The following is a 21,173-nucleotide window of genomic DNA, read 5'->3' on the forward strand; positions in this document are numbered from 1 at the left end:
TCTAAAAAACCTTTGAACCCCGAACCTTCTGCCAGTAAAGTACCCCATGACTCCACATACTCTCAAATTGTCATAGACATGAATTTCCCCAGATGGCAGAGTAGACGATAATTATACCCTTCTGCCTACTTTAAATAATACGGGGGATAAGTCATGGGCCAGAATGTTATTGAGCACCTTCTTGAACGGCTTAAAGGAATCGGAATCACGGATATTTTCGGTGTCCCGGGCGATTACGCATTCCCGGTTAATGATGCCTTTTGCAATGATCCGGACTTCAAATGGATCGGCTGCTGCAACGAGCTGAACGCCGCCTACGCCGCAGACGGTTACGCCCGCATCAAAGGTAAAAGCGCGGTCTGCACCACTTACGGTGTGGGTGAACTCAGTGCCATCAACGGCATTGCCGGAAGCTATGCCGAAAACCTGCCCGTCTTTCATATTGTCGGGATTCCCAAATGCTCGGTGCAGCGCAACGGTAACCTCATCCACCATTCACTGGGCAACGGGGAATTCGACCTCTTCCATAAAATGGCCCAGCCCGTGGTCTGCGCCAGCACCATCCTTACCGCCGAGAATGCCGTGGCCGAGGTGGAACGCTGCATCAACGCCGCACTCACCAGAAAGCAACCGGTCTACATCGCTGTTCCGGCTGACGAAGCACTCAAAGAACTGGGCTGCACCCAGCCGCATACCCTGCCCACACCAGCCAGCGACAAGGACACCCTCGACACTGTAATCGGGCTGATCAGCAAAAAGCTGGAAAAAGCCGATACTGCCATTGCCATGGTCGGCGCGCTCATAGGCCGCTACGAACTGCATGAACCGATGCTCAAATTTATCGACCAATCCGGCATCCCGTTCACTTCCATGTTCATGGCAAAAGGAACCCTTTCCGAAACACACCCTAATTTCATCGGTGTCTACAATGGTCGCATACTTGATGAGAAAGTGCGCGAAACTGTTGAATCAGCCGATCTGGTCATCAGCTTCGGAACCATCCGCTCCGATATCAACACCGGAGCTTTCACCGTCAACCTTGACCCCAACCGTGAAATCAAAATCCACCCCGACCGGGTTTGCATCGGCCATGCAGTCTATCACAACGTAATGATGGACGAAGTTCTGAACAGCCTCTGCGACCGCATTGGAAACCTGTTCCTGCCCATGCCCATGACCCCGCAGGGACTCGGTGAAGCCGTGGGTGAACCGGAAGCGGAAATCACCGCCGACTCCCTCTACCCGCGCATCGAAGCCTTTTTCAAAGCCGGTGATATCATCATGGGTGAAACCGGGACCGCATCTATGGGACTGGTCAATGCCCGCCTGCCCGAAGATGCTGTTTTCTTCAACCAGACTCTCTGGGGCTCCATCGGCTGGGCCACGCCAGCATCCTTCGGGGCCGCACTTGCCGCACCTAAGCGGCGCACCATGCTGCTGACCGGGGAAGGCGCACACCAGATGACCGCACAGGAAATCTGCCAGTTCGCGCGCTTCGGCCTCAAACCGATCATCATCTGTGTGAACAACGAAGGTTATCTGATTGAGCGGCTGCTCTGCGAAGATCCCTATATTTATTACAATGATCTGGCGCAGTGGAAATACAGCAAACTGCCCGAAGCTCTGGGAATGGACGGCTGGTTCAGCGCGAAAGTCACCACCAACCGCGAACTTGATAAAGCCCTGCAAAAAGCAGCAGACTCAGACGCAGGTTGCTACATTGAAGTTATCACCGGAATGATGGAAAGCCCTGAAATGGGCAAGGTTCTTAATGAAATCGTGGTGAAAGGACCGGGCTGGAAAGCTTAAAACAGCTGTTTGTATCTATGAAAATGACATCAGCCCTTGCGCGTTAACCGTGCAAGGGCTGATTCTTTTTTGATTTGAGCGGAGCCTAACTTTCCCCGAAACTCCTGGACTTCCATGGGAAGATTTCTTCAGCCCGGGTGCGGGCATCCTGCTCCACTTTGTTGAACCACTCGAAGTACTTGTCGCGGACAATGCGTCCGGCTTCGGTTAAGCGGTAGCCGCTGCGCCTGCTGCCGACCCGCTCCATGAGCTGGAACCCCAGGACCTGCTCAGTCTGTTTAATCTTGCCCCACGCAGCACGGTAGGACATGCCCAGTTCCTCAGACGCTTTTTTGAGCGATCCGCAGGTTTCAATGCGGTCCAGCAGGAGAAGCCTGCCGTAGCCGAAGAAGACACCCTCGCCTCCCTCCAGCCAGAGATGCAGCCGGATGGTCGGGTTATGAGAATCCATTTCCGCCAGTGCCGCAGTTGAACCCATTACAGGCGGGTCGATATTCTTGTTCATACTCGCCTCCTATTTTCCGAAAGGACATTTGGGGAAAGTGCAGACCTTACATTCCATGCAGTAACCGCCGTCAGCGTGTGAGGCCAGATCCCTGCGGGTAATTTCCTGTCCGGCAATCACCTTGGGCAGAACAAGGTCCAGACTTGTGGTTTTGAAAAACAATGCACACGCCGGGACACCGATCACGCGGGCATCTCCGGCCTTAGCCAGCAACAGCATGGTGCCGGGGAGTACCGGAGCACCATAAAGGAGGTCGGATACTCCGGCATCCACCAGGCCGTGGCGGGTCACATCATCAGGATCAACAGACATCCCGGCGGTTGTGATGAGCAGGTCACAACCTTCTTTCATGAGGGAGAGAGCCGCATCGCGGATTTCCTCGCGGTTGTCCGGCTTAATGACAGAGCGGACAACTTCGCAGCCCAGTGCCTGCACCTTTGCAGTGATGACAGACTCAAATTTATCATCAATAAGGCCGTTGAAAACCTCATCCCCGGTAATGAGAATACCGACCTTTTTCCTTTGCAGGGGCATAATTTTGAAAAGCGGGTCGCCGTTCAGCGCGGAAACAGCGCGGGAAAAATTTTCACGGGAAAGATAAAGGGGAATTGCCCGTGTTCCGGCAATGCGAGTACCCTTTTTAACAAGACTTCCGTTCTTACGGGCCGCAACCATCACATCAGGAACGAGGTTGAAACGTTCCATCATCTCAAGGTCGCTGACCAGAAGCCCGTCATATTCAGCCAGCAGGGTTGCCTTGCCTTCTTTAGGCTTGCCATCGGGATAGATGCCTTCCCCGGACATGATTCTGCCGAAAGTACGCGCGGCCTCGTTTTCATGCACCCACTCACCTTCGGGAATGTCACCTTCATCCACATAAATGTGGTTCTTGCCGATCATCTGCAATCTACATATATCGTGGGCGGTAAAATCATGGTTCTTGCGGAACTCCGGTCCCTTGCTCTCGCCGGGAACAATGCGGGTCATGTCGTGCACCGCGGTCTTGCCTTCGGCCTCGTCCACCGGGACTACTTTAAGTCCTTCGGGAACCGGGGCAGTAGCGGCTTTCAATCCGCTGTCCTTGCTGGCGTAAGGGCTTTCACCCTGACAGCTTCTACAGATTGCGCCGAAAGAGCCGGGATAGGCATCGCCGCAGATGGGACAGGTGGTGATTCCGCCTTTGCTGCGCTTGATCATCGCTTCCGGCTTGATCCGAACCGCTTCGATGGAACAGAAAGACGCTCCCGCTTCCCTGATTTCCGCATGCAAACGTACAGAATCCTGCTCATGCTTGGGACGCCTTTTAAAAAACCATGATTCAGTCTCAGGCCATGCTTTTAATTTTTCAGGGTCAACCCGGATGCGCACACCTTCGCCGCTATATTTATCGAACAGGGAGAGAGCATAAACACCCAGATTCTTAACCCGCAGCCAGCCGTTACCGGTACTGCATACGGTCAGCATCTGCACCGCATCCGGCAGACACCACGAGGTCTCGGAAATAGCATCGAAAATTGTGCCTTCAGGAAGGTGTTTCCGGGCCTCCTCCATCATATACGCCCCGAGCACAAGTCCCGGTGCAGGGCTGCCATGGAAATTACGGGCAGCTTCAATGAATTCGTCATATGTATAAGGACCGATGGAATCATCCCGGACCTGAGTAGTGTTTTCCTGATAGTTGGCGGCTTCCAGATTCATGTTCTCTCCTGATTAAAAACTTTAATTATGCCGTATGAGGCACAATTAAAGAATACGTAAGCGAACAGCAAAAGAATCTGGACTGTGTACGGTTTGGAACAAAATGTATTTTGTCAATAAAAAACAAAAACTTACAGACATGATTTCCATATCCAGAAGGTATGAATCTACAAACAACCATTAAGCTAATCAATTTAAAACGGCTAAAAGCATCAAGCTAACATATTATTTAAACGGAATTTTCCTGATCAAAATCATGGGCAGAGCTATATATGTTAAAATAAACAACTATAGTTCCACATAACTACCGATTTGCATTCTCCCGCAAGCGGCTCTATAAGGTCTGCAAACATTTAACCCGCCATAGGAAACAATATGCAAATCTGGGTCGATGCCGACGCCTGCCCCAAGGCAGTAAAAGAAATCCTGTTTAAAACCGCGGTCCGACGCGAAGTAAAACTTACTCTGGTCGCCAACCAGTACATGAATATACCCAACTCCCCTTTCATTGATATGATCAAGGTCGGAGCAGGATTTGATGTTGCGGACAATGAAATCGTCAAACTCTGCCAGAGCGGAGATCTAGTAATCACTGCAGATATCCCGCTGGCAGACAAGATTGTTGAAAAAGGGGCCACGGGCCTCAACCCGCGCGGGGAACTCTATACAGAAGACAACATCAAAGGAATCCTCAGCATGCGCAACCTCATGGAAGAATTGCGCAGTGCCGGAACCGTATCAGGCGGTCCGGCTGCTTTCAGTCCCAAAGATAAGCAGAACTTCACCAATCAGCTGGATAAATTCCTGACCCGCGCCCTGAACAGCCATTAGCTGCGCGCATAATTTTTTCTGTATTTATATACACCGCCTCCTGAATTCTGCTAATATGGTTTTACGACCATATACTGATCATGCGCATAAACTGGGAGGTACTGATGACTGATCTCCATTTTTCTGACAAAAGCACAGCCGAGATACATCAACTGGAAAAGCTGAACCAGATTCTTGGTATTGCTGTTCAAGCCCCTTTCTACAAGAGATTATATCATGGCATAGAGCTGCCGCTTAAAAGCCTGGATGATCTCAAACAACTTCCGGTTATCGATAAGCAGACCCTGTGCACGGAAGGCGAAACCTGCAAGAAGTCCTTGTACACCCGGACCACCGGAGGATTCTATAAGTTCTCTACCGGAGGCACTTCCGGCAGGATGAGCTTTGCGCGCTACGGTCTGAATGAATTTCAGGAAGTATGCAACGGCTCGGCTTACGGATTGATGGCCTGCGGCATTACTCCGGGAGATCTGGTTGCCAACTGCATCAGGGCCGGAGCATTCTGGACCGGGTTCCTGACCAGTTACCGCGCCCTTGAAATGATCGGTTGCAACATACTGCCCATTACCGATAACCAGCCGGTAGAAAAGACTATTGAGTACCTGAAAATTATGGGCCCGAACACAATTTTCGGCATTTCCCCCACCCTTGTGCAGATTGCGCAGGAGGCATCCCGGCGCGGCATTAATCTGGGTATTGAAAAAGTAGCTTTTGCCTCCACCCCGCTTACCACAGAGCAGGAAAGCTACCTTTCATCCGTCTGGCCGAACGCCACCTTCCACTCTGCCGGATACGGCGCGGCAGAAGTCGGTCCCATCGGTTTCCAGTGCGAATACTGCTCCGGAACGGAACATCATATCCTGCAACCCCATTGCATCGTGGAAAAGGGTGATGGCGGCGAGGTTATAGCCACATCCCTGATCCGCAGCCTGCAACCTGCCATCCGCATGAATGTTGGTGACAACATTGAATGGATGGACGGCGAGTGTGAATGCGGCCGCAAAAGCCCGCGCTTCAGGCTCCTGCAGCGTTCAGACGAAATCATAGAATTTCAGTACGATTCAATGACTCTGGACCAGCTGGGTTCCTGTCTCGGTAAATTCACCGAACTTGCCCCGGTATTTCAGGTCCGGCTCGATCTGAACGGTGATGAAACAGACATTATAATTCGTGTCGAAGCAGCAGACAGCGACGCTGTGGACGATTATGAACTCAGTTCCAAGGTCTATGAATGCCTGAAAGGTGAGATCCCGGCTGTGGGCATCAACCGTCGGAAGAACAACATCCGGGCCTTCAAGATTCTGGTAGTCCCCTCCGGCGGAATCCCAAGAGTACAAACCACCGGAAAAATCCGGCGGGTCATTGATAAGCGATTCATGTAACCGTAAATTCCAAAGCCCCTCCCAGCTTTCAAGGCCGGGAGGGGCTTTGTTATGGGAAATTACACCCATGTAATCTTCAGATAATCTATCCGCAAGATTGATCTTACATTATCCCCCCCACATAACGATTAATTTCAAAAACAAGGGGAAACAATGAAACTCTATAAAAAAGACACACCGCTGACCTTATCAAGGGATGCTATCCGCCTTTTCTTTGCTGCGAACTTCTATTTCATGGCCAAAATTATGGGAATAGATTTTGAGCTGGAAAGTGAATACATCGTGCTTGGCTCCATTCTTCTTTTCGGACCCTTTTTCTGCGGCTGGGCCTGTCCGTTCGGGAGCGCGTCGTACTTTGCCACCCGCATCGGCAATAAACTCTTTCCCAAACTGCAATTCAACATCCCCCAGCCCTATGATTCATGGCTGCGCATGATTCGCTACCCTTTGCTGGTTTTCTTCCTTTATCTCTTTGTCATCAAGGGAGTCAGCTACTTCGGAGACCACATTGAGATGTACAAATCCACTGCATTCTCATGGAATTATATACAGGCCAAGCATTTAGCCGTTCTGCTCGTTCCTTTTTTCATTCCCAACTTCTTCTGCAAATATATGTGCTTCCAGAAGGCCGGATACAACCTTATCAATAAAGCCTTCAAAATACTCAAGATTAAGCGCAACTCCGAGACATGCATCAGTTGCGGTAAATGTGACCGGGTCTGCCCCATGCAGGTCAATCCTTCCGGCAAAACAGAAATCTGCGGGGGAGACTGCCTGAACTGCTTCAACTGTCTGGATAATGTCTGCCCGCCAAAAGCCGATGCCCTTTCGCTCGAATTCCTGGGCTTCAAGGTCAAACCCGGTATATTCGCTGCTCTGGCTATGGCGGTTTACCTGACCGCTACCTATCTGGTATTATTCGTATATCAGTGGTAAGATTCAGGCCGTGCAGCCGATACAGGCGGCACGGCCTTTCAAAGGAGATTTGTTTTGCGGATATTGATTGTTGAAGATGATATGACTATCGCCGAATATCTTGGCAAAGGCCTGCGCGAATCAGGCTACACTGTCGATCATGCGGCAGACGGAAATGAAGGGCTCAGCTTCATCCTAAACACAGAATATGACGCAGCTATAATTGACCTCATGCTCCCGGGGCGTGACGGACTCAGCATTATTGCTGAAATGCGGGGCCGTGCAATCGAAACCCCGGTCCTGATACTCAGTGCCCGCCAAAGCGTTGATGATAAAGTATCGGGACTTCAAGCAGGGGGCGATGATTACCTGACCAAACCCTTTTCCTTTGCCGAACTACAGGCCCGCTTGCAGGCCCTTGTCCGAAGGTCCTCACGGGTTCCAACAGAATCAAAACTGCAGGTAGGCGATCTTACTCTTGACCGCTTCACCCGCGAAGTCAGCCGGGCCGGAACACCAATCATTCTCCATGCAAAGGAGTACGGCCTGTTGGAGTACCTGATGAACAATTCAGGTAGGGTTGTCACTAAAACCATGATTCTGGAGCACATTTGGGATTACAGCTTCAACCCGCAGACCAATGTTGTGGAAGTGCTTATGCACCGCCTGCGTTCCAAGATAGACAAGCCCTTCAAAGAAAACCTGATTTCCACAATCCGCGGGGTCGGCTATGTCCTCACTGACCGGAAAAATTAAGGAAAAACTCAGTCCCTACCGGATAGTTGTTTCCTATTTCCTGCTTTTTGTAGGCAGTACACTTTGCGTGTTTGCGCTGAGTTCTTTCATGCTCGACCACTACCTGACCCAGATTGAACGGGAACGGATAGATGAGCGGGCGCAGGCATATATAAAAACATACGAAGCCGAAGGAAATGAAGCCCTACTGCAAACAGTCCGCTCACAGCATCAACTCAATACCTTGAGCAATATATTTATCCAGCTGACTGATTCCGGCGGAAAAACTGTCTGGCTGACCATCCCTCAGGAACTGGAAACACTGGACTCAAAATATTTTCTGCAAAACGCACTGCCCAGAAAGAGAAGTTGGATTGAGTTGGACCTCCCTACCCAGATAGATTTAGACATCCTCTTTCTACCGCTGAAAAACGGATATACCCTGCAAATTGGCAGAACCACTGAACGACAGGAGTTTATGGTTGAAGGTTTGCAGAATATCTTCATGGTTACCCTTGTCGGTATTATCGCGCTCGGCATAATCGGAGGAATCACCTTTTCCCGCCATGTCCTGCGTCCGATACGGGATCTGGCCGAAACCGCACGAAATGTTTCTCACGGAAAAATGGAGAGCAGGGTCCCAATCGTTGAAAAAAGCGGTGAGTTAAAGGAACTGGCCGAAACATTCAATGTCATGCTGGAACGAGTTGAAATCCTGATTACCGCCATGCGTGATACCTTGGGCAATGTCAGCCATGATCTTAAAACACCGCTTGCACGCATGAAAGCCCGCATAGAACAGACTCTGCTCTCTGATGCATCCATAAGCGAACAACGGGAAACATTGATGGATTGCGCAGAAGATGTGGAACGCATTGACAGACTAATCAACATGCTCATGGACATCACCGAAGCCGAAACAGGTCAGATGCTTCTCTCCCCGGAAGCAATCCCGTGTTCCGAATTAATTGATGAAGCTATTGATCTTTATGAAATAATTGCGGAAGAGCAAAAAATAACCATGATCAACCATAGCGGCAGGATAATGATTTCCGCTGATCGCCAAAGAGCAATGCAGGTTCTCGCCAATCTGACCGACAACGCCCTTAAGTTTACTCCCCAAGGTGGAGAGGTAACTTTCAAATCCGCATTGGAAAATGAATATGCGGTAATCTCCATACAGGATACCGGACCGGGAATCCCGGAAGAGGAACATGATCGCATTTTTGAAAAACTATACCGTCAGGACAAAAGCCGCTCCACTAAAGGTGTAGGCTTAGGCTTGAGCCTTGTTTCAGCTGTCATGCAGGCACACGGGGGCAGTGTTTCAGTCAGGAACAACCCGGCTGGCGGCAGCATTTTTGAGGTCCGCTTTCCACTTGGCTAGAATTACACCTGTGTAATTTACGGGTAAGCAACAGGCAATCCAGACAGCACATGATGTCTCCAACAACCCAAAAGGAGAACCATCATGAATAACACTGTTTTAAAAGAAGCCCTTATAGTTTTGTGCACAGCCACCACCATAACCTTCGGAGCGATTTCAGCGATCGCCGATGACTTTTTTGGTGATGACGACATGAAAAATGCAGATTACATAATCGAATCAATAAAAACGAGTAAGACAACTCTTGCTGGACTGGTCGTTAAAGCAGAAGCTGAAACCAAAGGCATTGCCCTTGAAATTGAAATCGAAGATGAAGACGGGGTCCAGTATGTCGAAATAGACATTCTGCGTGGTAAAGAAATAGTGCAGGTCAAAGCTTCCCTCAAAACAGGAGAAATCCTGAACATCAGCCAGCCGAAATTCATGCCCACCCTGATTGAAAATATCTGTAGCAACTATGACTCAATCAAACAGAACACGCTGGGAATGGAAAATGCAATCAAGCAGGCAGAACTGAAAACATGCAGCACCGCATACAAAGCCGAACTTGAAAACATCGACGGTCTGTTATGTTATCAGGTCCATCTCTTCACTCCGCAGCGAACCATCACGGTCATGCTCGACCCGAAAAGCGGACGACTTCTCAGCCAAAGACATATGAAACACACCGATAACGACGATCGTTAAAAACGACTGGAAATTCAGGGGATGGCTACGAACCGTCCATCCCCTGCTCCATCATCATCTTGAAAAGAATCTCAATAAACTTGCCGGAAACAACATCTGTCAGGGAAAAATGCGGCAGTCCTCCCTTCTGCATGACTCCGGTACAGGCAAACCAGATTTGGGTGGAAATACTATCCAGCCCGGGACCGAGAATATCACGCCAAAGCCGGCCATTTTCGGATGCATCCATGCCGAAAGCACGGCATTGCAAGGGGCGGGATTCAAAGAGCCTGCATTTACCTTCTGCCAGCAGCGGACATTCCGAATCCACGCCGGAAAGGCAGAACCCGGCTTCATTATCAGCCGCCAGTTCACGCATGGCCCGTTTCTCAATACGCGCTGTGGCCATTGCCTTTTCAATAACCACCAGCCGGACTTCGTGATCCAGTTCTAGGTTCACGCAATGGCTTAGATGAAGGGCCTCGGCCAGACTCATGCTAAGCGGAGTCCGGCAGCAACGGTCATGATCCAAACCGCATTGCCTTCGCCCTTCCATTTTTTCAGCCCGCTGTTCAAGTTTATCAACCAACTCAAGATAATCATTAAAAAATGGCGAAAGATCGACTTTACGGGTGAACTCCACCGTTGGGGGGCGTGAGGTAAGCCTGCCACTTTTGCGCCCGTATTTCCGGATAGTCCACCACTGGGAAAAATTAGCGGGCTTGGAGCGCAAACCTTTCATTTTACGTCCGGCCAGCCTATGCCCCAACCCCCGCCGCAACAGGTAGGCATTAAGTACGGTTCCGGTCCTGCCGATACCGTGCCGGCAATGAATTAAAACCTTCTTGCCGAGGTAGATTGACTCATCCAGCCATTCCAGAGCATTCTCCAGCTCCACAAGCCCGGGGGCCTCTTCGTCGGCAATGGGCAGATAATAGACTTCAAATCCGGCTTTCTGTTCGATTTCGTGCAGGTCGCAGAATTCACCGCAAAGATTGATGATCCCGTCTATGCCCTGTTCTTTAAGGGATTCCAACTGGTCATAGCTCATGGGTGCACAACCGACTGCCAGTTGATCTGTAACCCATGTTATCTTGTATGCATGACATTTGCCCTGCTCAGACATAAATCCCCTCCACAGCATCGATAAAAGCCTCAAATTCCCTACCGACATGATCCGGGCTATCCAGACGCATATCCATCATCCGGGTAACTGCCATCAAATATCCCAGAACTGCAAGCTGCCTTGCGGTGGCTTCAGAATCCAGCCGGGAACAGGAAGCATCCAGCATATCACCACGCGTTTCAGTCTCAAATCCATAATGGTCAAGAACACGGCTGATAAATTCCAGCCTCAAAACCCGGTTATCGAGTCCTGCCCCTCCACCCTTAAATCGAAATTTCACATAATTCTGGGCCGCAACATCCCCACAGAGGGAATCGACTTCTGAAAAGTGATAGCCGAAACGAACCAGAATATGGAGGTAATCTTCGGCCACTATTCCATAACTGGCCAGTATTTTTGAATCCTTGCTCAAAAAACCTGCTGACATGCGGTCGAATTCTTCCCAATCAACATGAACCATTTCTTCCGGCCAGGCCACCCGTTCATCAGCCAGCCCCTTCCAAAAGGCATGCATGGGAACAGAACGGATATCAGCCGGACTCAGTTCTTTCTTCCTGTCCGCTACGGGATCAAGACCCCGGTCCAGATCAAGCAGGTAAACAACCAAAGGCAAACCGGTCTGCAAAAGTTTTGACCGCCCCATGCCAAGTCCGCGCTTATCGACCAGTGAAAACATCTCCTGCACTGACATCTCATGGCAATAGCGCACAAGGTCGTGCAAAGACCGGCATCCGGCAGGGGTAAAATTTTCGTCCTGCGGATCGACCACATTCAGATGCACCAACGGCGCAACCATGCCGCTGTACAATTCAAGAATACGGGGCGAGACCTGCACATCCAGACTGGAGCGGGTCAAAACATCCTCAACGCATCCTTCGTAGACAGCCCCGGCCATGCCGTCGACCGTAACAACCTGACCTTTCTTCAAACGATCGGCAACCTCGCCTACCAGCACCGGGATTCCCATTTCTCTGGCTACGGAACTGAAATGGCTGGCCCGGCTTCCGGCAGACGCGATCACCCCGTTCATTTTCGCGGCAAAACTCAGCAACGACGGCTTCAGGGTGGGAGTAACAACAATCGCCCCTTCAGGTATCCGGGAAATCTCCGCTCCGCTGGCTGCAAAATAGATTTCACCGCATCCGGCCCCCCCTGCTGCCCGTTCAAGTCCTTCAACAACCGGCATTGCTGCGATAGGACCAGCCACTGCATGCCTTTCCTGTCCCTGCTGCAAAGGGCGGGTCTGCAGAATATGAAACTGTCCTTCCGAATCTACAGCCCATTCCATATCCTGCGGACATCCGAATTGTTCCTCCAGATTCAAAGCGCACTTCGCCAGCCGGACAAGCATTTTCTCATCAGGTAAAGCGGAACGGTCAAAAGCGCATTCGCTGACCGGACGGGGATATTTATCCCGTGAAAGCGAACCTTTAACCGGAACCACACTGCCGTCCACCAACGAAGCACCAAGTCCGGATACACCGTAAATCCCTACGCTGTCCCGGCTCAGGCAATCCGGGTCCATGGAATAGACCACCCCCGAACTGCGGGCATCAATCATCGGCACGATAAGCGCAGCCATAGCTGTGTCATTGTCGGTCAGGCCATTGGAAATTCGATAGGAAATAGCGCGGGGGCAATACTTCCCGGCCAGAACACGCTTGTACGCTTCCAGAACTTCATCCGGGCAGACATTCAGCTCACTGGCATATTGACCGGCAAATGAAATTTCGCTGTCCTCGGCCAGCGCGCTGGAGCGAACAGCCAGCAGACCAGTGCCGTCAAGATACGTACTCAAGCCGCGTTCTATTTCCGCGGCAACTCCCGGAGGAACTTCACTGTTCAGAAAAAGTTCCTGCAGTTCAAGAGTCAACGCCGAAAGGAGACTGATATCAGCAACCTCCATGCGGCAAAGGCGGTTTTCAATCTCCTGCCGTAAATCATTGTGCTTCACAAAAGCGTGAAAAGCATTGGAAGTAACCACAAAACCCGGCAGTGCCTCGGTATATCCCAGAGCATGTACCCGCCCAAGATTCGCAGCCTTGCCCCCGGAAAGTTCCGGAAAATCCCCGGCAGTTGCCAGCGGAATTGCAAACGGAGGTTCACTTTTTACCTCCGGCGATACCACGGACCGGGCAGCCAAGGCATCAATACGAACATACTCGTCATACAGGTTTCTAAACTTGTACGGATGCATCCTGCACAATTCACCGACCATCCCGGCAACAGCCACAGACAACTGCTGATACATGCAGACCGCCTGACTGCGGTCCACCAAACGTCTGCCATAAAATAATTCCTCCAGATCGGCGATAAGCTCCAGCGCCTGAGAATCATACTCCAGCAACACTTTGAACGCTTCATATTTATTTTGCAGTAACGTCCGCGGCGCAAGCCAGAATTGAATCCAGAATTTGACAATTTCAAATGACAGCATTTGTTCTCCGGAAGAGGATCATGGTTAAAAAACACCAGACTTAAGAACAAATTACCCCATTACAACTGAATGTGACAAGACACATACTGCACTTTATTCATCAATAGAAAACACTCCATATTTTTGTCACAACCGATTGATTTTATTTCTACTAAAAGATATTATTGAAATAAGTATTTTTTGCGTGGGAAAAGACAGAATCAGGGGAACTATTCCCGGAGAAAGTAAGGAGAAATCAAATAGAATGAATTACCTGAAAAAATGGTGGCTGACTCTTAGTTTCACCGCGATAACAATCATCCTTACATCTTTTATAATTATTCCCCACTTCACGACCTCGAAGGATGCCTTAACCGGGTTGGCCCATGACATAATGCTCAACATTTCCGCATACACACTCGATAAATCAGAGAGCTACCTGCGACCTGCGGAAAACGCAGCAGAGCTTACCCGTTTTCTGGCTGACAGCAATATCGTCAACAGTGAACACTCTGATGACATGCTTCGCTATTTTGTGGAACAACTCACTCTCTATCATCAATTTACAGGAATTTATTACGGCAACATCAAGGGTGAATTCTTCATGGTCAACCGCTCGAATGACAAAATGAAAGGCGGCCTGCTTACCAAGACAATCAAAATTAAAAACGGAGAACGAACCACCAAGATGACTTGGACCACCCCGGAACTGAAAGTTCTGGAAAGCAAACTCGTTCCTCTCGACAGGTTTGATCCCCGCAAGCGTCCGTGGTTCATTGATGCACTAATGAATAACGATGTGATCTGGACCGCGCCTTACATTTTTTTTACAACCCAAAAACCGGGAATAACCACCGCCAGTCCTGTTTACAACACCAAGGGAGAATTGCAGGGAGTTGTCGGTGTAGACATCACAATAGATAAGCTTTCAACTTTCCTGAGCAAGCTCAATATCGGTAAAAACGGAAAAGCATTCATCGTTGACACCAGTGGAAATGTTGTGGCTTTCCCGGATGTTACCGCTTTGAAGCAAACCACCGGCAACAACAAAATCCGGCTGAGTAAAATAAGCGAACTGCCGGACCCCTTGTGCCGTAAATCATATAACTCTTTAAAGATACCGCCGGATCAACTTCCGGAAAAACCGGTATTTACCACCTTCGAACACATGGGAGACCGCTACAATGCGGTATTCACCCCTTTTAATAACAAGCACTGGCCTTGGATAATCGGCCTCTACCTGCCTGAGGACGATTATCTGGGTACGATTAAGGATAACTACAGGCTCAGTCTGGCGACAGGAGCATTTGCCATACTCTTATCCGGCTTTATCGGCTGGATCGTTGCACGCAAAATCAATAGCGCAAAGGAAGCTGCAGTTGCTGCCAGCCACGCCAAAAGCCAGTTTCTAGCAGTAATGAGCCACGAAATCAGAACCCCCATGAATGTTATTCTCGGGACCACTGACCTTCTAAAGGAATCCGATCCGCGCGATGACCAGAAAAAATATATCAAACTGCTTGAAAATGCAGGGGAAGGGCTTCTGGCGCTCATCAACGACATTCTTGATATGTCCAAGGTGGAAGCAGGGCTTCTGGATCTGGAGAGTATTGAATTCAACCCGACTAAAATAATGCATCAGGCGTGCAGTGTTTTTGAACTTACCGCTGCTCAAAAAAACATCAGGATGTCATGCAGCATTGACGGGAAATTACCGGAAAGGGTTATCGGCGATCCCGTAAGGGTTAAGCAAATCTTGCTAAACCTTATCGGCAACGCCATCAAATTCACCGAAGCCGGGGGAGTATACGTAAAAGCAAGCTGCTCCCACATTTCCGAGCATAAAGTAGAGTTGAAATTTGCAATCAAGGACACCGGTCCCGGTATCCCGAAAAAGAGACAGATAGCAATCTTCGACCATTTTACCCAAGCCGACAGCTCCATTTCCCGCGAGTATCAGGGCACAGGACTGGGTCTTTCCATCAGCAAAAAACTCTGTGAAATGATGAATGGTGACATAACCCTCTCCAGCACTATGGGGATAGGCAGTACTTTTACCTTCATCCTCGTAATGGACAGAGTCAGCGCGCAACCCTTGGCGGAGGATAAGGACAAAGCCTGCAAAGACAACGAACTAACTTCCCGCAAAGTGCTGCTCATTGAAGACAACCACAGTAATAAGCTTCTTTTCAAACACTTCCTCGCCGGATCGCCTCATGTTTTGGAATGCGCGGACAATGGAGAGGAAGGAATTCAATTATATAAGGACTTTCAACCTGATATAATTTTCATGGATATTGAAATGCCGATCATGGATGGGTTCAAAGCCACGGAAGAAATACGTGACTGGGAAAGGCTTCTAGGAACTCCTAAGATTCCGATTATTGCCTTATCCGCCCACGCCATTAAAGGAACCGCTGATGCTGCACGCGAGGCCGGATGTACCGGATATCTAACCAAACCGGTAACTAAACTGCAACTCCTTGAAAGAATAGACCGCGAGTTCCGAAATAATTCGAAAAATTAGGCGAAAAACGAAACGACCCTCCTTATTTAATAACAGTAATTTTTATTGACTAGCTAAATATTTTAGAGCATAAAATATTGTAAATTGCGAAGTAGCTGTATTATAATCTCCTAAATTTTGACAAAGCACCATTGGGATATACCCAAGGAGAAAATTATGAATTCAAGAAGAAAATTCATGGTCATGTCCGCCGCGGCAAGTGCGGCAATATTTATGCCTGTAGCCAATGCCAGTGCAGGGAAAAGCAGTAAATATCCTTCAAATGTGATCTACACAGAGAAAGATCCCGGTGTCTGGGATAAAAAAGCTGCGACCCATCTCCCTCAGGTTGAAGTTAAAAACGGCAAAGCCATAATCCGCACCCTGCACCCCATGACCGAAAAGCATTACATTGTCCGCCACACTCTGGTTGATGATAAAGGAAATGTCGTGGGTGCTAAAACATTCTCCAACACTGATGAAAAAGCTGTTTCCCGCTTTAAGCTTCCTGCAGGCAGCAAGGGTAGAAAATATTTTGCTACCAGCTTCTGTAACAAGCATGATTTCTGGGTAAGCCCGGTTAAATTATAGCTGGAGCCACCCCTAAACGGACTCTCTCCCATACTCTCATTATAACTTGAATCTTGATCATAGGAGTACGCATTAATGTATTTTAAACAATTAACCACTGAAGGACTCGGTTGTTACTCGTATGTTATCGGCTGCCCTGCCGCAGGCGAAATGATCGTTGTGGACCCGCGCAGGGATGTTCAGGAATACCTTGATATTTCCCGCGAAGAAGGAATGAAGATCACCCGGGTCATCAACACTCATGTTCATGCTGACCATGTCGGCGGGGAACAGGAACTGAAGTCCATCGTCGGGGCGGAACTATTTATCCACGAAAATGCCAAGGTCGGCTACGAACATACCTCGATCAAAGAAGGCGACACCTTCACCGTGGGGGCTGCCAAGCTTGATTTTCTGTTCACCCCCGGACACACACCAAACGCCATTTCCATTCTGGTTACCGACGTTATGCGCGGTAATGAGCCTTGGATGATCCTCACCGGGGATTTGCTTTTTGTAGGCGATATCGGCCGTCCGGACCTGCCCGGAGACGAAATTTTAGATGAGCAGGTAGCCAATCTGTACAACAGCCTCTACGTAAAACTGGGCAAACTCCCGGATTACCTAGAAGTTTACCCGGCACATGGACAGGGTTCACTGTGTGGCAAGGGCATGAGTGCCAAACCCAGCTCCACCCTCGGCTACGAACGCCGCTACAATCCCATGCTCCAATTCGATAACTTTGAAGATTTCAAAACCAAGGTATTGGAGTCTTTCCCCAGCCGCCCGAAATCTTTCACCCACATCATTAACACCAACTTTGAAGGCGCGCCCCTGCTTGAACGTTGTCCGCTCGACCGGGCCATGAACCCTGAAAAATTCAAGCAGATGATTGATCAGGGCTGCACGGTTATTGATGTACGTGATGCCGCCGGATTCGGTGGTTTCCACATTCCGGGCAGTCTGAATATCGGTCTTGAGAAGCAGCTCGCCAACTGGGTCGGTATGGCTGTAGAACCTGATTCCGACCTGCTGCTGGTGGTCAATTCCAAAGAAGATTACAACCGCATGTGCACCGAGCTGCACCGCATCGGCTATGACCGCATCTTCGGTTATCTGCATGGCGGCATATCCGCCTGGCTGCTGGCCGGTTACCCTGTGGACAGCCTTGCCCAGAAATCAGCCCGTCAACTGCATGATGCTATCGCAGAAGGAAAGGAATTCACCCTTCTTGATGTCCGTACCCCCGCAGAAGTCGCCGGAGGTATGGTAAAGGGGGCACTCCATAAACCTTTCAGCAAGGTCCTCGACGAAGGAATCGATATTGATAAGGACAGCCCGATCATTGTCATGTGCGGTTCAGGGTACCGCTCAAATATTGCAGGCAGCTACCTGCAAAGCAGCGGCTACTCGCAGGTCTGCTCGCTGGCAGGCGGAGCTATCGCCTGGAGCCGATCCGGTTTTGAAATGGTATAACTAATAAAAGATCCCGGAGAAATTTCTCCGGGATCATTTTATTCTTTTAAAATCTGAAGGACATTATCAATCAGCAGCCGGATATTCGGTAACATTTCAATCACCTGATCCCCGGTAAGATTTAATTTTTCCCACGCTGTATTATCAATAAAGCCGATTACCGGCGAGATTCCCAGATCATAACCAAGTGCCTGGGAAATAAAATCCGCAACATGAATAACCATTGCATCAGGATCGGTCTTCACCTTGCGAGGATTATGATGCCCCCAAGCCGCAGCAATCAATTGCCGGGGAAATTTCCATTTATTTAGCAGATACCCGCCCACATCAGCATGGTTGAACCCCAGCAGTTCCTTTTCAGCCTTATAAAGATTGTAGCCGTCACTATTTGCCAGCTTATACAGTTCGACAGCCAGACCGTAATCACTCTCAAAAATAACATGCAGACCAAGATCATGCATTAATCCGCCTGCAAAAAAACGGTCAGGATCACCAAGGTTTGCCGCTTTTGCCAGCTCCTGTGCAATGACCCCGCAGGCAATGGAATGTTTATTGAATTTTTCCAAATCAAGTACAGGGTTCTCTTCCCTCTTGAACAGACTAAGTGAGACTGTTCCAAGAGTCAGGGAGCCGGCCTTATCAAAACCCAAGATCTCCACTGCTTTTGCGGGAGTCTCGACACTTTTGTCCAGCTGGTACAAACCGCTGTTGACCAGACGCAGCACAGCAGCTGAAAGCTTCGGTTCATTGCTGATGACTTCAACGAGATCTTCTATGGTACTTTCAGGGTCATCAAGAATTTCCTGTACCTGAAGCTGCACATACGGCAGAGAAGGCAGCACAAGTAATCCAGCCAGAAAATGGCTGGGATCTTTGGGCTTCTCACCGTTCCATGGTTCAATGTCATCCGGGAATATACGCGACTGCAACAAATCCGGATCTCGCAGCAGCTGCTTGCACACAGTCTTGAATGCTTCTTTTTTCAAAACCCTGACCAAGTCAGAATTGCCGGCCTGCAAAAAAAGTCTGTGCACATGATTGGACGCAGCTTCTTTTATATCCGACCTGATTTTCAACGAACCTCTGGACATGCCCATTTGCAATCCTGAAATTAAGCGGGGTTTAAAATTTCAAAAATTTCATCAATCAACTTCTGTACATCTGGAAATATCGCAGCATACTGTTCAGTTGAGAGACCAATATTTTCAATAGTCTCATCATCAATTACTCCAATTACTGATGAAAGTCCCAAATCATACCCCAAAGCCTGAGAAATAAAATCCGCAACATGAATAATTCCTGCATCCGGATCATTTTGGGCTTTTTCGGGATTATGATGACCTGCTGCGGCAATAACCAGTGACTTGGGGAAGCTCCAGTCCTTAATAATCACACCGCCGAGGGTGGCGTGATCAAACCCAAGTAATTCCAGTTCCGCATCATAGAGACTGTTACCGTCACGGCGGGCATAGTCATAAAGCTCCATAGCAAGGCTGCGGTCACTTTCAAAGACAACATACAACCCGATATCATGAAGCATTCCGGCCACAAAAAACCGTTCTACATCATCATACCCGGCAGCCTTTGCTATCTCCTGAGCAATCACCCCGCAGGCAATGCAGTGTTTCCAGAATCTCTCGACCTGTAAAATAGGAGCACCTTCAGTGCGCTTAAAAAGGCTCAGCGAGACAGTCCCCAGTGCCAGAGAGCTGGCTTGTTTGAATCCCAGCAGGGCCACTGCACGGGAAGTGGTGTCCACCTCAGTACGGAAACTGAACATGGCGCTGTTCGCCAAACGCAAGATGGCAGCCACTAATTTAGGATCTTTATTGATAACTTCCGCCAGATCGTTAGCAGAACTGTCAGGATCATTAATTACCTTTTGAATCTCAAGCAGCACCTGCGGCAGAGAGGGCAGCACGACCTTTGATTTGAGAAAATCTCTCGGTCCAGCAGGTTTTTTACCACCCCACGGCTCAATATCCGCCGGGCGCGGTCTTTCCATGAAATCATCCGGGTCGACAATCATCTTTTTATAGATATGCTTGAAAGACTCCTTCTTCAAAACCCGGATGAGTTCAGAGTCCCCGGCCTGCCGGAACATCTGCTTTACATATTTGACTGCCGCATCCTTAACCTGAGGGTTAAGAGTCTTTGTTTGTTCAACTTCCTGCATCTTTATCCTTACAAAAAACTATATTATTTCCCGGCCCACTCAACAGTCCTGGCCAGGCCTTCATCAAAAGCAATTTCGGCCTTGAATCCCCTTGCGCTAATCTTGCTTACGTCAGCGCGGGAATGTTTGATATCACCAGCACGCTCCGGCCTGAAATCAATTTCCTGCGGCGCGGAGGTTAGCTTCGCTACAACAGAAGCAAGCTCGCGAATGGACCTGCCCTTGCCCGTACCTACATTATAAACACCGGTCAACGGTCCCCGGCCTTCCCTGTCAAGCCCGGATGCGATCAGATAAGACGTTACGACATCGGAAACATAAAGAAAATCACGGCTCTGTTCGCCGTCTCCGAAGATAACCATGTTCTTTCCGGCCAGACCGAAATCAACAAAACGGGAAATCACCCCGCTGTATTGACTGGTGGGGTCCTGCCTCGGACCGAAAATATTAAAAAACCTCAAAGCACATCCATAACCTGATTTTTCAATATATGATGAGGACTTGTACTTTGCCACACCGTACGGACTGAGCTGTTCGGCATCATCGGCATATTCTTCCTTTACCGGGAGACGCTCTTCTTCGCCGTATTCAGCTGCGGACCCCGCGAAAACAAAATTCGACAGCCCCATTTCACGGGCCGCATCAAGCATATCCCTGTTGGCCTCAAAATTTACCTGCATGGTAAGCTCAGGATGCTCTACAGAATACGGAACACTGACCACCGCTGCCAGTTGAAATACAATATCCAGTTCGCTGTGCTCTTTTTTCAACTGCGCAAGCAGCCCCGGTTCGGTGATGGATTTTTCATAAAATATAAAGTCAGCATGATCCTTGAACCCTTCCATATTATGAACATAACCGCTGGCAAAATTATCCACCCCGATAACGGCATGACCCTCGTCAAGCAAGGTCTGTGCAAGGTGGCTGCCGATGAATCCGGCACAGCCGGTTACAAGACAGGTTTTCTTCATCTCC

Annotated in this window: 17 protein-coding genes; 10 read left to right on the forward strand and 7 right to left on the reverse strand. The window is 49.3% G+C overall.

The window, feature by feature from the left end; all coding sequences use genetic code 11:
- Positions 1–153 precede the first annotated feature (153 nt).
- On the forward strand, positions 154–1,809 hold the full coding sequence (locus tag ACNI29_RS00530) for an alpha-keto acid decarboxylase family protein (protein ID WP_419780246.1): 1,656 nt from the start codon (positions 154–156) through the stop codon (positions 1,807–1,809).
- An 85-nt stretch (positions 1,810–1,894) separates the two neighbouring features.
- Here the strand turns inward: ACNI29_RS00530 and ACNI29_RS00535 are convergent, their stop codons facing one another.
- Positions 1,895–2,314, reverse strand: a complete 420-nt coding sequence (locus tag ACNI29_RS00535) for a winged helix-turn-helix domain-containing protein (RefSeq protein WP_419780247.1) — start codon at positions 2,312–2,314, stop codon at positions 1,895–1,897.
- A 9-nt stretch (positions 2,315–2,323) separates the two neighbouring features.
- Positions 2,324–4,012, reverse strand: a complete 1,689-nt coding sequence (locus ACNI29_RS00540) for an FmdE family protein (protein ID WP_419780248.1) — start codon at positions 4,010–4,012, stop codon at positions 2,324–2,326.
- Positions 4,013–4,387: 375 nt separating this feature from the next.
- On the opposite strand from ACNI29_RS00540, the gene ACNI29_RS00545 reads away from it, so the two are divergent.
- From ACNI29_RS00545 to ACNI29_RS00570, 6 genes are all read left to right on the forward strand, one after another.
- Positions 4,388–4,843 carry a YaiI/YqxD family protein gene (locus ACNI29_RS00545; protein WP_419780250.1) on the forward strand — a complete coding sequence of 152 codons (456 nt, stop codon included), beginning with the start codon at positions 4,388–4,390 and terminating at the stop codon, positions 4,841–4,843.
- 104 nt (positions 4,844–4,947) lie between these two features.
- Complete coding sequence (locus ACNI29_RS00550) at positions 4,948–6,225, forward strand: phenylacetate--CoA ligase family protein (RefSeq protein WP_419780251.1); 1,278 nt, start codon at positions 4,948–4,950, stop codon at positions 6,223–6,225.
- 153 nt (positions 6,226–6,378) lie between these two features.
- Positions 6,379–7,161, forward strand: coding sequence for a 4Fe-4S binding protein (locus ACNI29_RS00555; protein WP_419780252.1), 783 nt, complete (start codon positions 6,379–6,381; stop codon positions 7,159–7,161).
- Between the two features lie 54 nt (positions 7,162–7,215).
- Complete coding sequence (locus tag ACNI29_RS00560; protein ID WP_419780253.1) at positions 7,216–7,896, forward strand: response regulator transcription factor; 681 nt, start codon at positions 7,216–7,218, stop codon at positions 7,894–7,896.
- Positions 7,871–9,262, forward strand: a complete 1,392-nt coding sequence (locus ACNI29_RS00565) for a sensor histidine kinase (RefSeq protein WP_419780254.1) — start codon at positions 7,871–7,873, stop codon at positions 9,260–9,262. Before ACNI29_RS00560 ends, ACNI29_RS00565 begins: the two co-directional genes overlap by 26 nt.
- An 84-nt stretch (positions 9,263–9,346) precedes the next feature.
- Positions 9,347–9,949, forward strand: a complete 603-nt coding sequence (locus ACNI29_RS00570) for a PepSY domain-containing protein (protein ID WP_419780255.1) — start codon at positions 9,347–9,349, stop codon at positions 9,947–9,949.
- A gap of 25 nt (positions 9,950–9,974) precedes the next feature.
- Here the strand turns inward: ACNI29_RS00570 and ACNI29_RS00575 are convergent, their stop codons facing one another.
- Both ACNI29_RS00575 and ACNI29_RS00580 read right to left on the reverse strand, forming a co-directional pair.
- Positions 9,975–11,054, reverse strand: coding sequence for a protein-tyrosine phosphatase family protein (locus ACNI29_RS00575; protein WP_419780256.1), 1,080 nt, complete (start codon positions 11,052–11,054; stop codon positions 9,975–9,977).
- Positions 11,047–13,491 (reverse strand): PEP/pyruvate-binding domain-containing protein, encoded by a 2,445-nt coding sequence (locus tag ACNI29_RS00580; RefSeq protein WP_419780257.1) that lies wholly within the window; start codon positions 13,489–13,491, stop codon positions 11,047–11,049. Before ACNI29_RS00580 ends, ACNI29_RS00575 begins: the two co-directional genes overlap by 8 nt.
- Positions 13,492–13,735: 244 nt before the next feature.
- Here ACNI29_RS00580 and ACNI29_RS00585 point away from each other — a divergent pair, with 244 nt between their 5' ends.
- From ACNI29_RS00585 to ACNI29_RS00595, 3 genes are all read left to right on the forward strand, one after another.
- Complete coding sequence (locus ACNI29_RS00585) at positions 13,736–15,997, forward strand: ATP-binding protein (RefSeq protein WP_419780258.1); 2,262 nt, start codon at positions 13,736–13,738, stop codon at positions 15,995–15,997.
- 156 nt (positions 15,998–16,153) lie between these two features.
- A complete protein-coding gene (locus ACNI29_RS00590) occupies positions 16,154–16,567 on the forward strand; it encodes a desulfoferrodoxin family protein (RefSeq protein WP_419780259.1) in 414 nt (137 codons plus the stop codon).
- A gap of 75 nt (positions 16,568–16,642) precedes the next feature.
- Entirely contained in the window at positions 16,643–18,022 is a 1,380-nt protein-coding gene (locus tag ACNI29_RS00595) for an MBL fold metallo-hydrolase (protein ID WP_419780260.1), read from the forward strand.
- Between the two features lie 38 nt (positions 18,023–18,060).
- On the opposite strand, the gene ACNI29_RS00600 is transcribed toward ACNI29_RS00595, so the two are convergent.
- The 3 genes from ACNI29_RS00600 to ACNI29_RS00610 are packed head-to-tail and all read right to left on the reverse strand — an operon-like array spanning position 18,061 to position 21,169.
- Complete coding sequence (locus ACNI29_RS00600) at positions 18,061–19,119, reverse strand: HDOD domain-containing protein (RefSeq protein WP_419780261.1); 1,059 nt, start codon at positions 19,117–19,119, stop codon at positions 18,061–18,063.
- 14 nt (positions 19,120–19,133) lie between these two features.
- On the reverse strand, positions 19,134–20,198 hold the full coding sequence (locus ACNI29_RS00605; RefSeq protein WP_419780262.1) for an HDOD domain-containing protein: 1,065 nt from the start codon (positions 20,196–20,198) through the stop codon (positions 19,134–19,136).
- Positions 20,199–20,221: 23 nt separating this feature from the next.
- Positions 20,222–21,169, reverse strand: coding sequence for an NAD-dependent epimerase/dehydratase family protein (locus tag ACNI29_RS00610; protein ID WP_419780263.1), 948 nt, complete (start codon positions 21,167–21,169; stop codon positions 20,222–20,224).
- Positions 21,170–21,173: the final 4 nt, after the last annotated feature.

Source organism: Maridesulfovibrio spiralis (SeqCode) (assembly GCF_048571135.1).
GTDB classification, from domain to species: Bacteria; Desulfobacterota; Desulfovibrionia; order Desulfovibrionales; family Desulfovibrionaceae; genus Maridesulfovibrio; species Maridesulfovibrio spiralis.

Excerpts from the sequence above, each read along its gene's own strand:
- ACNI29_RS00530 (WP_419780246.1), top strand. The coding sequence starts at position 154 with ATGGGCCAGAATGTTATTGAGCACCTTCTTGAACGGCTTAAAGGAATC.
- ACNI29_RS00535 (WP_419780247.1), bottom strand. The coding sequence starts at position 2,314 with ATGAACAAGAATATCGACCCGCCTGTAATGGGTTCAACTGCGGCACTG.
- ACNI29_RS00540 (WP_419780248.1), bottom strand. The coding sequence starts at position 4,012 with ATGAATCTGGAAGCCGCCAACTATCAGGAAAACACTACTCAGGTCCGG.
- ACNI29_RS00545 (WP_419780250.1), top strand. The coding sequence starts at position 4,388 with ATGCAAATCTGGGTCGATGCCGACGCCTGCCCCAAGGCAGTAAAAGAA.
- ACNI29_RS00550 (WP_419780251.1), top strand. The coding sequence starts at position 4,948 with ATGACTGATCTCCATTTTTCTGACAAAAGCACAGCCGAGATACATCAA.
- ACNI29_RS00555 (WP_419780252.1), top strand. The coding sequence starts at position 6,379 with ATGAAACTCTATAAAAAAGACACACCGCTGACCTTATCAAGGGATGCT.
- ACNI29_RS00565 (WP_419780254.1), top strand. The coding sequence starts at position 7,871 with ATGTCCTCACTGACCGGAAAAATTAAGGAAAAACTCAGTCCCTACCGG.
- ACNI29_RS00570 (WP_419780255.1), top strand. The coding sequence starts at position 9,347 with ATGAATAACACTGTTTTAAAAGAAGCCCTTATAGTTTTGTGCACAGCC.
- ACNI29_RS00575 (WP_419780256.1), bottom strand. The coding sequence starts at position 11,054 with ATGTCTGAGCAGGGCAAATGTCATGCATACAAGATAACATGGGTTACA.
- ACNI29_RS00580 (WP_419780257.1), bottom strand. The coding sequence starts at position 13,491 with ATGCTGTCATTTGAAATTGTCAAATTCTGGATTCAATTCTGGCTTGCG.
- ACNI29_RS00585 (WP_419780258.1), top strand. The coding sequence starts at position 13,736 with ATGAATTACCTGAAAAAATGGTGGCTGACTCTTAGTTTCACCGCGATA.
- ACNI29_RS00590 (WP_419780259.1), top strand. The coding sequence starts at position 16,154 with ATGAATTCAAGAAGAAAATTCATGGTCATGTCCGCCGCGGCAAGTGCG.
- ACNI29_RS00595 (WP_419780260.1), top strand. The coding sequence starts at position 16,643 with ATGTATTTTAAACAATTAACCACTGAAGGACTCGGTTGTTACTCGTAT.
- ACNI29_RS00600 (WP_419780261.1), bottom strand. The coding sequence starts at position 19,119 with ATGGGCATGTCCAGAGGTTCGTTGAAAATCAGGTCGGATATAAAAGAA.
- ACNI29_RS00605 (WP_419780262.1), bottom strand. The coding sequence starts at position 20,198 with ATGCAGGAAGTTGAACAAACAAAGACTCTTAACCCTCAGGTTAAGGAT.
- ACNI29_RS00610 (WP_419780263.1), bottom strand. The coding sequence starts at position 21,169 with ATGAAGAAAACCTGTCTTGTAACCGGCTGTGCCGGATTCATCGGCAGC.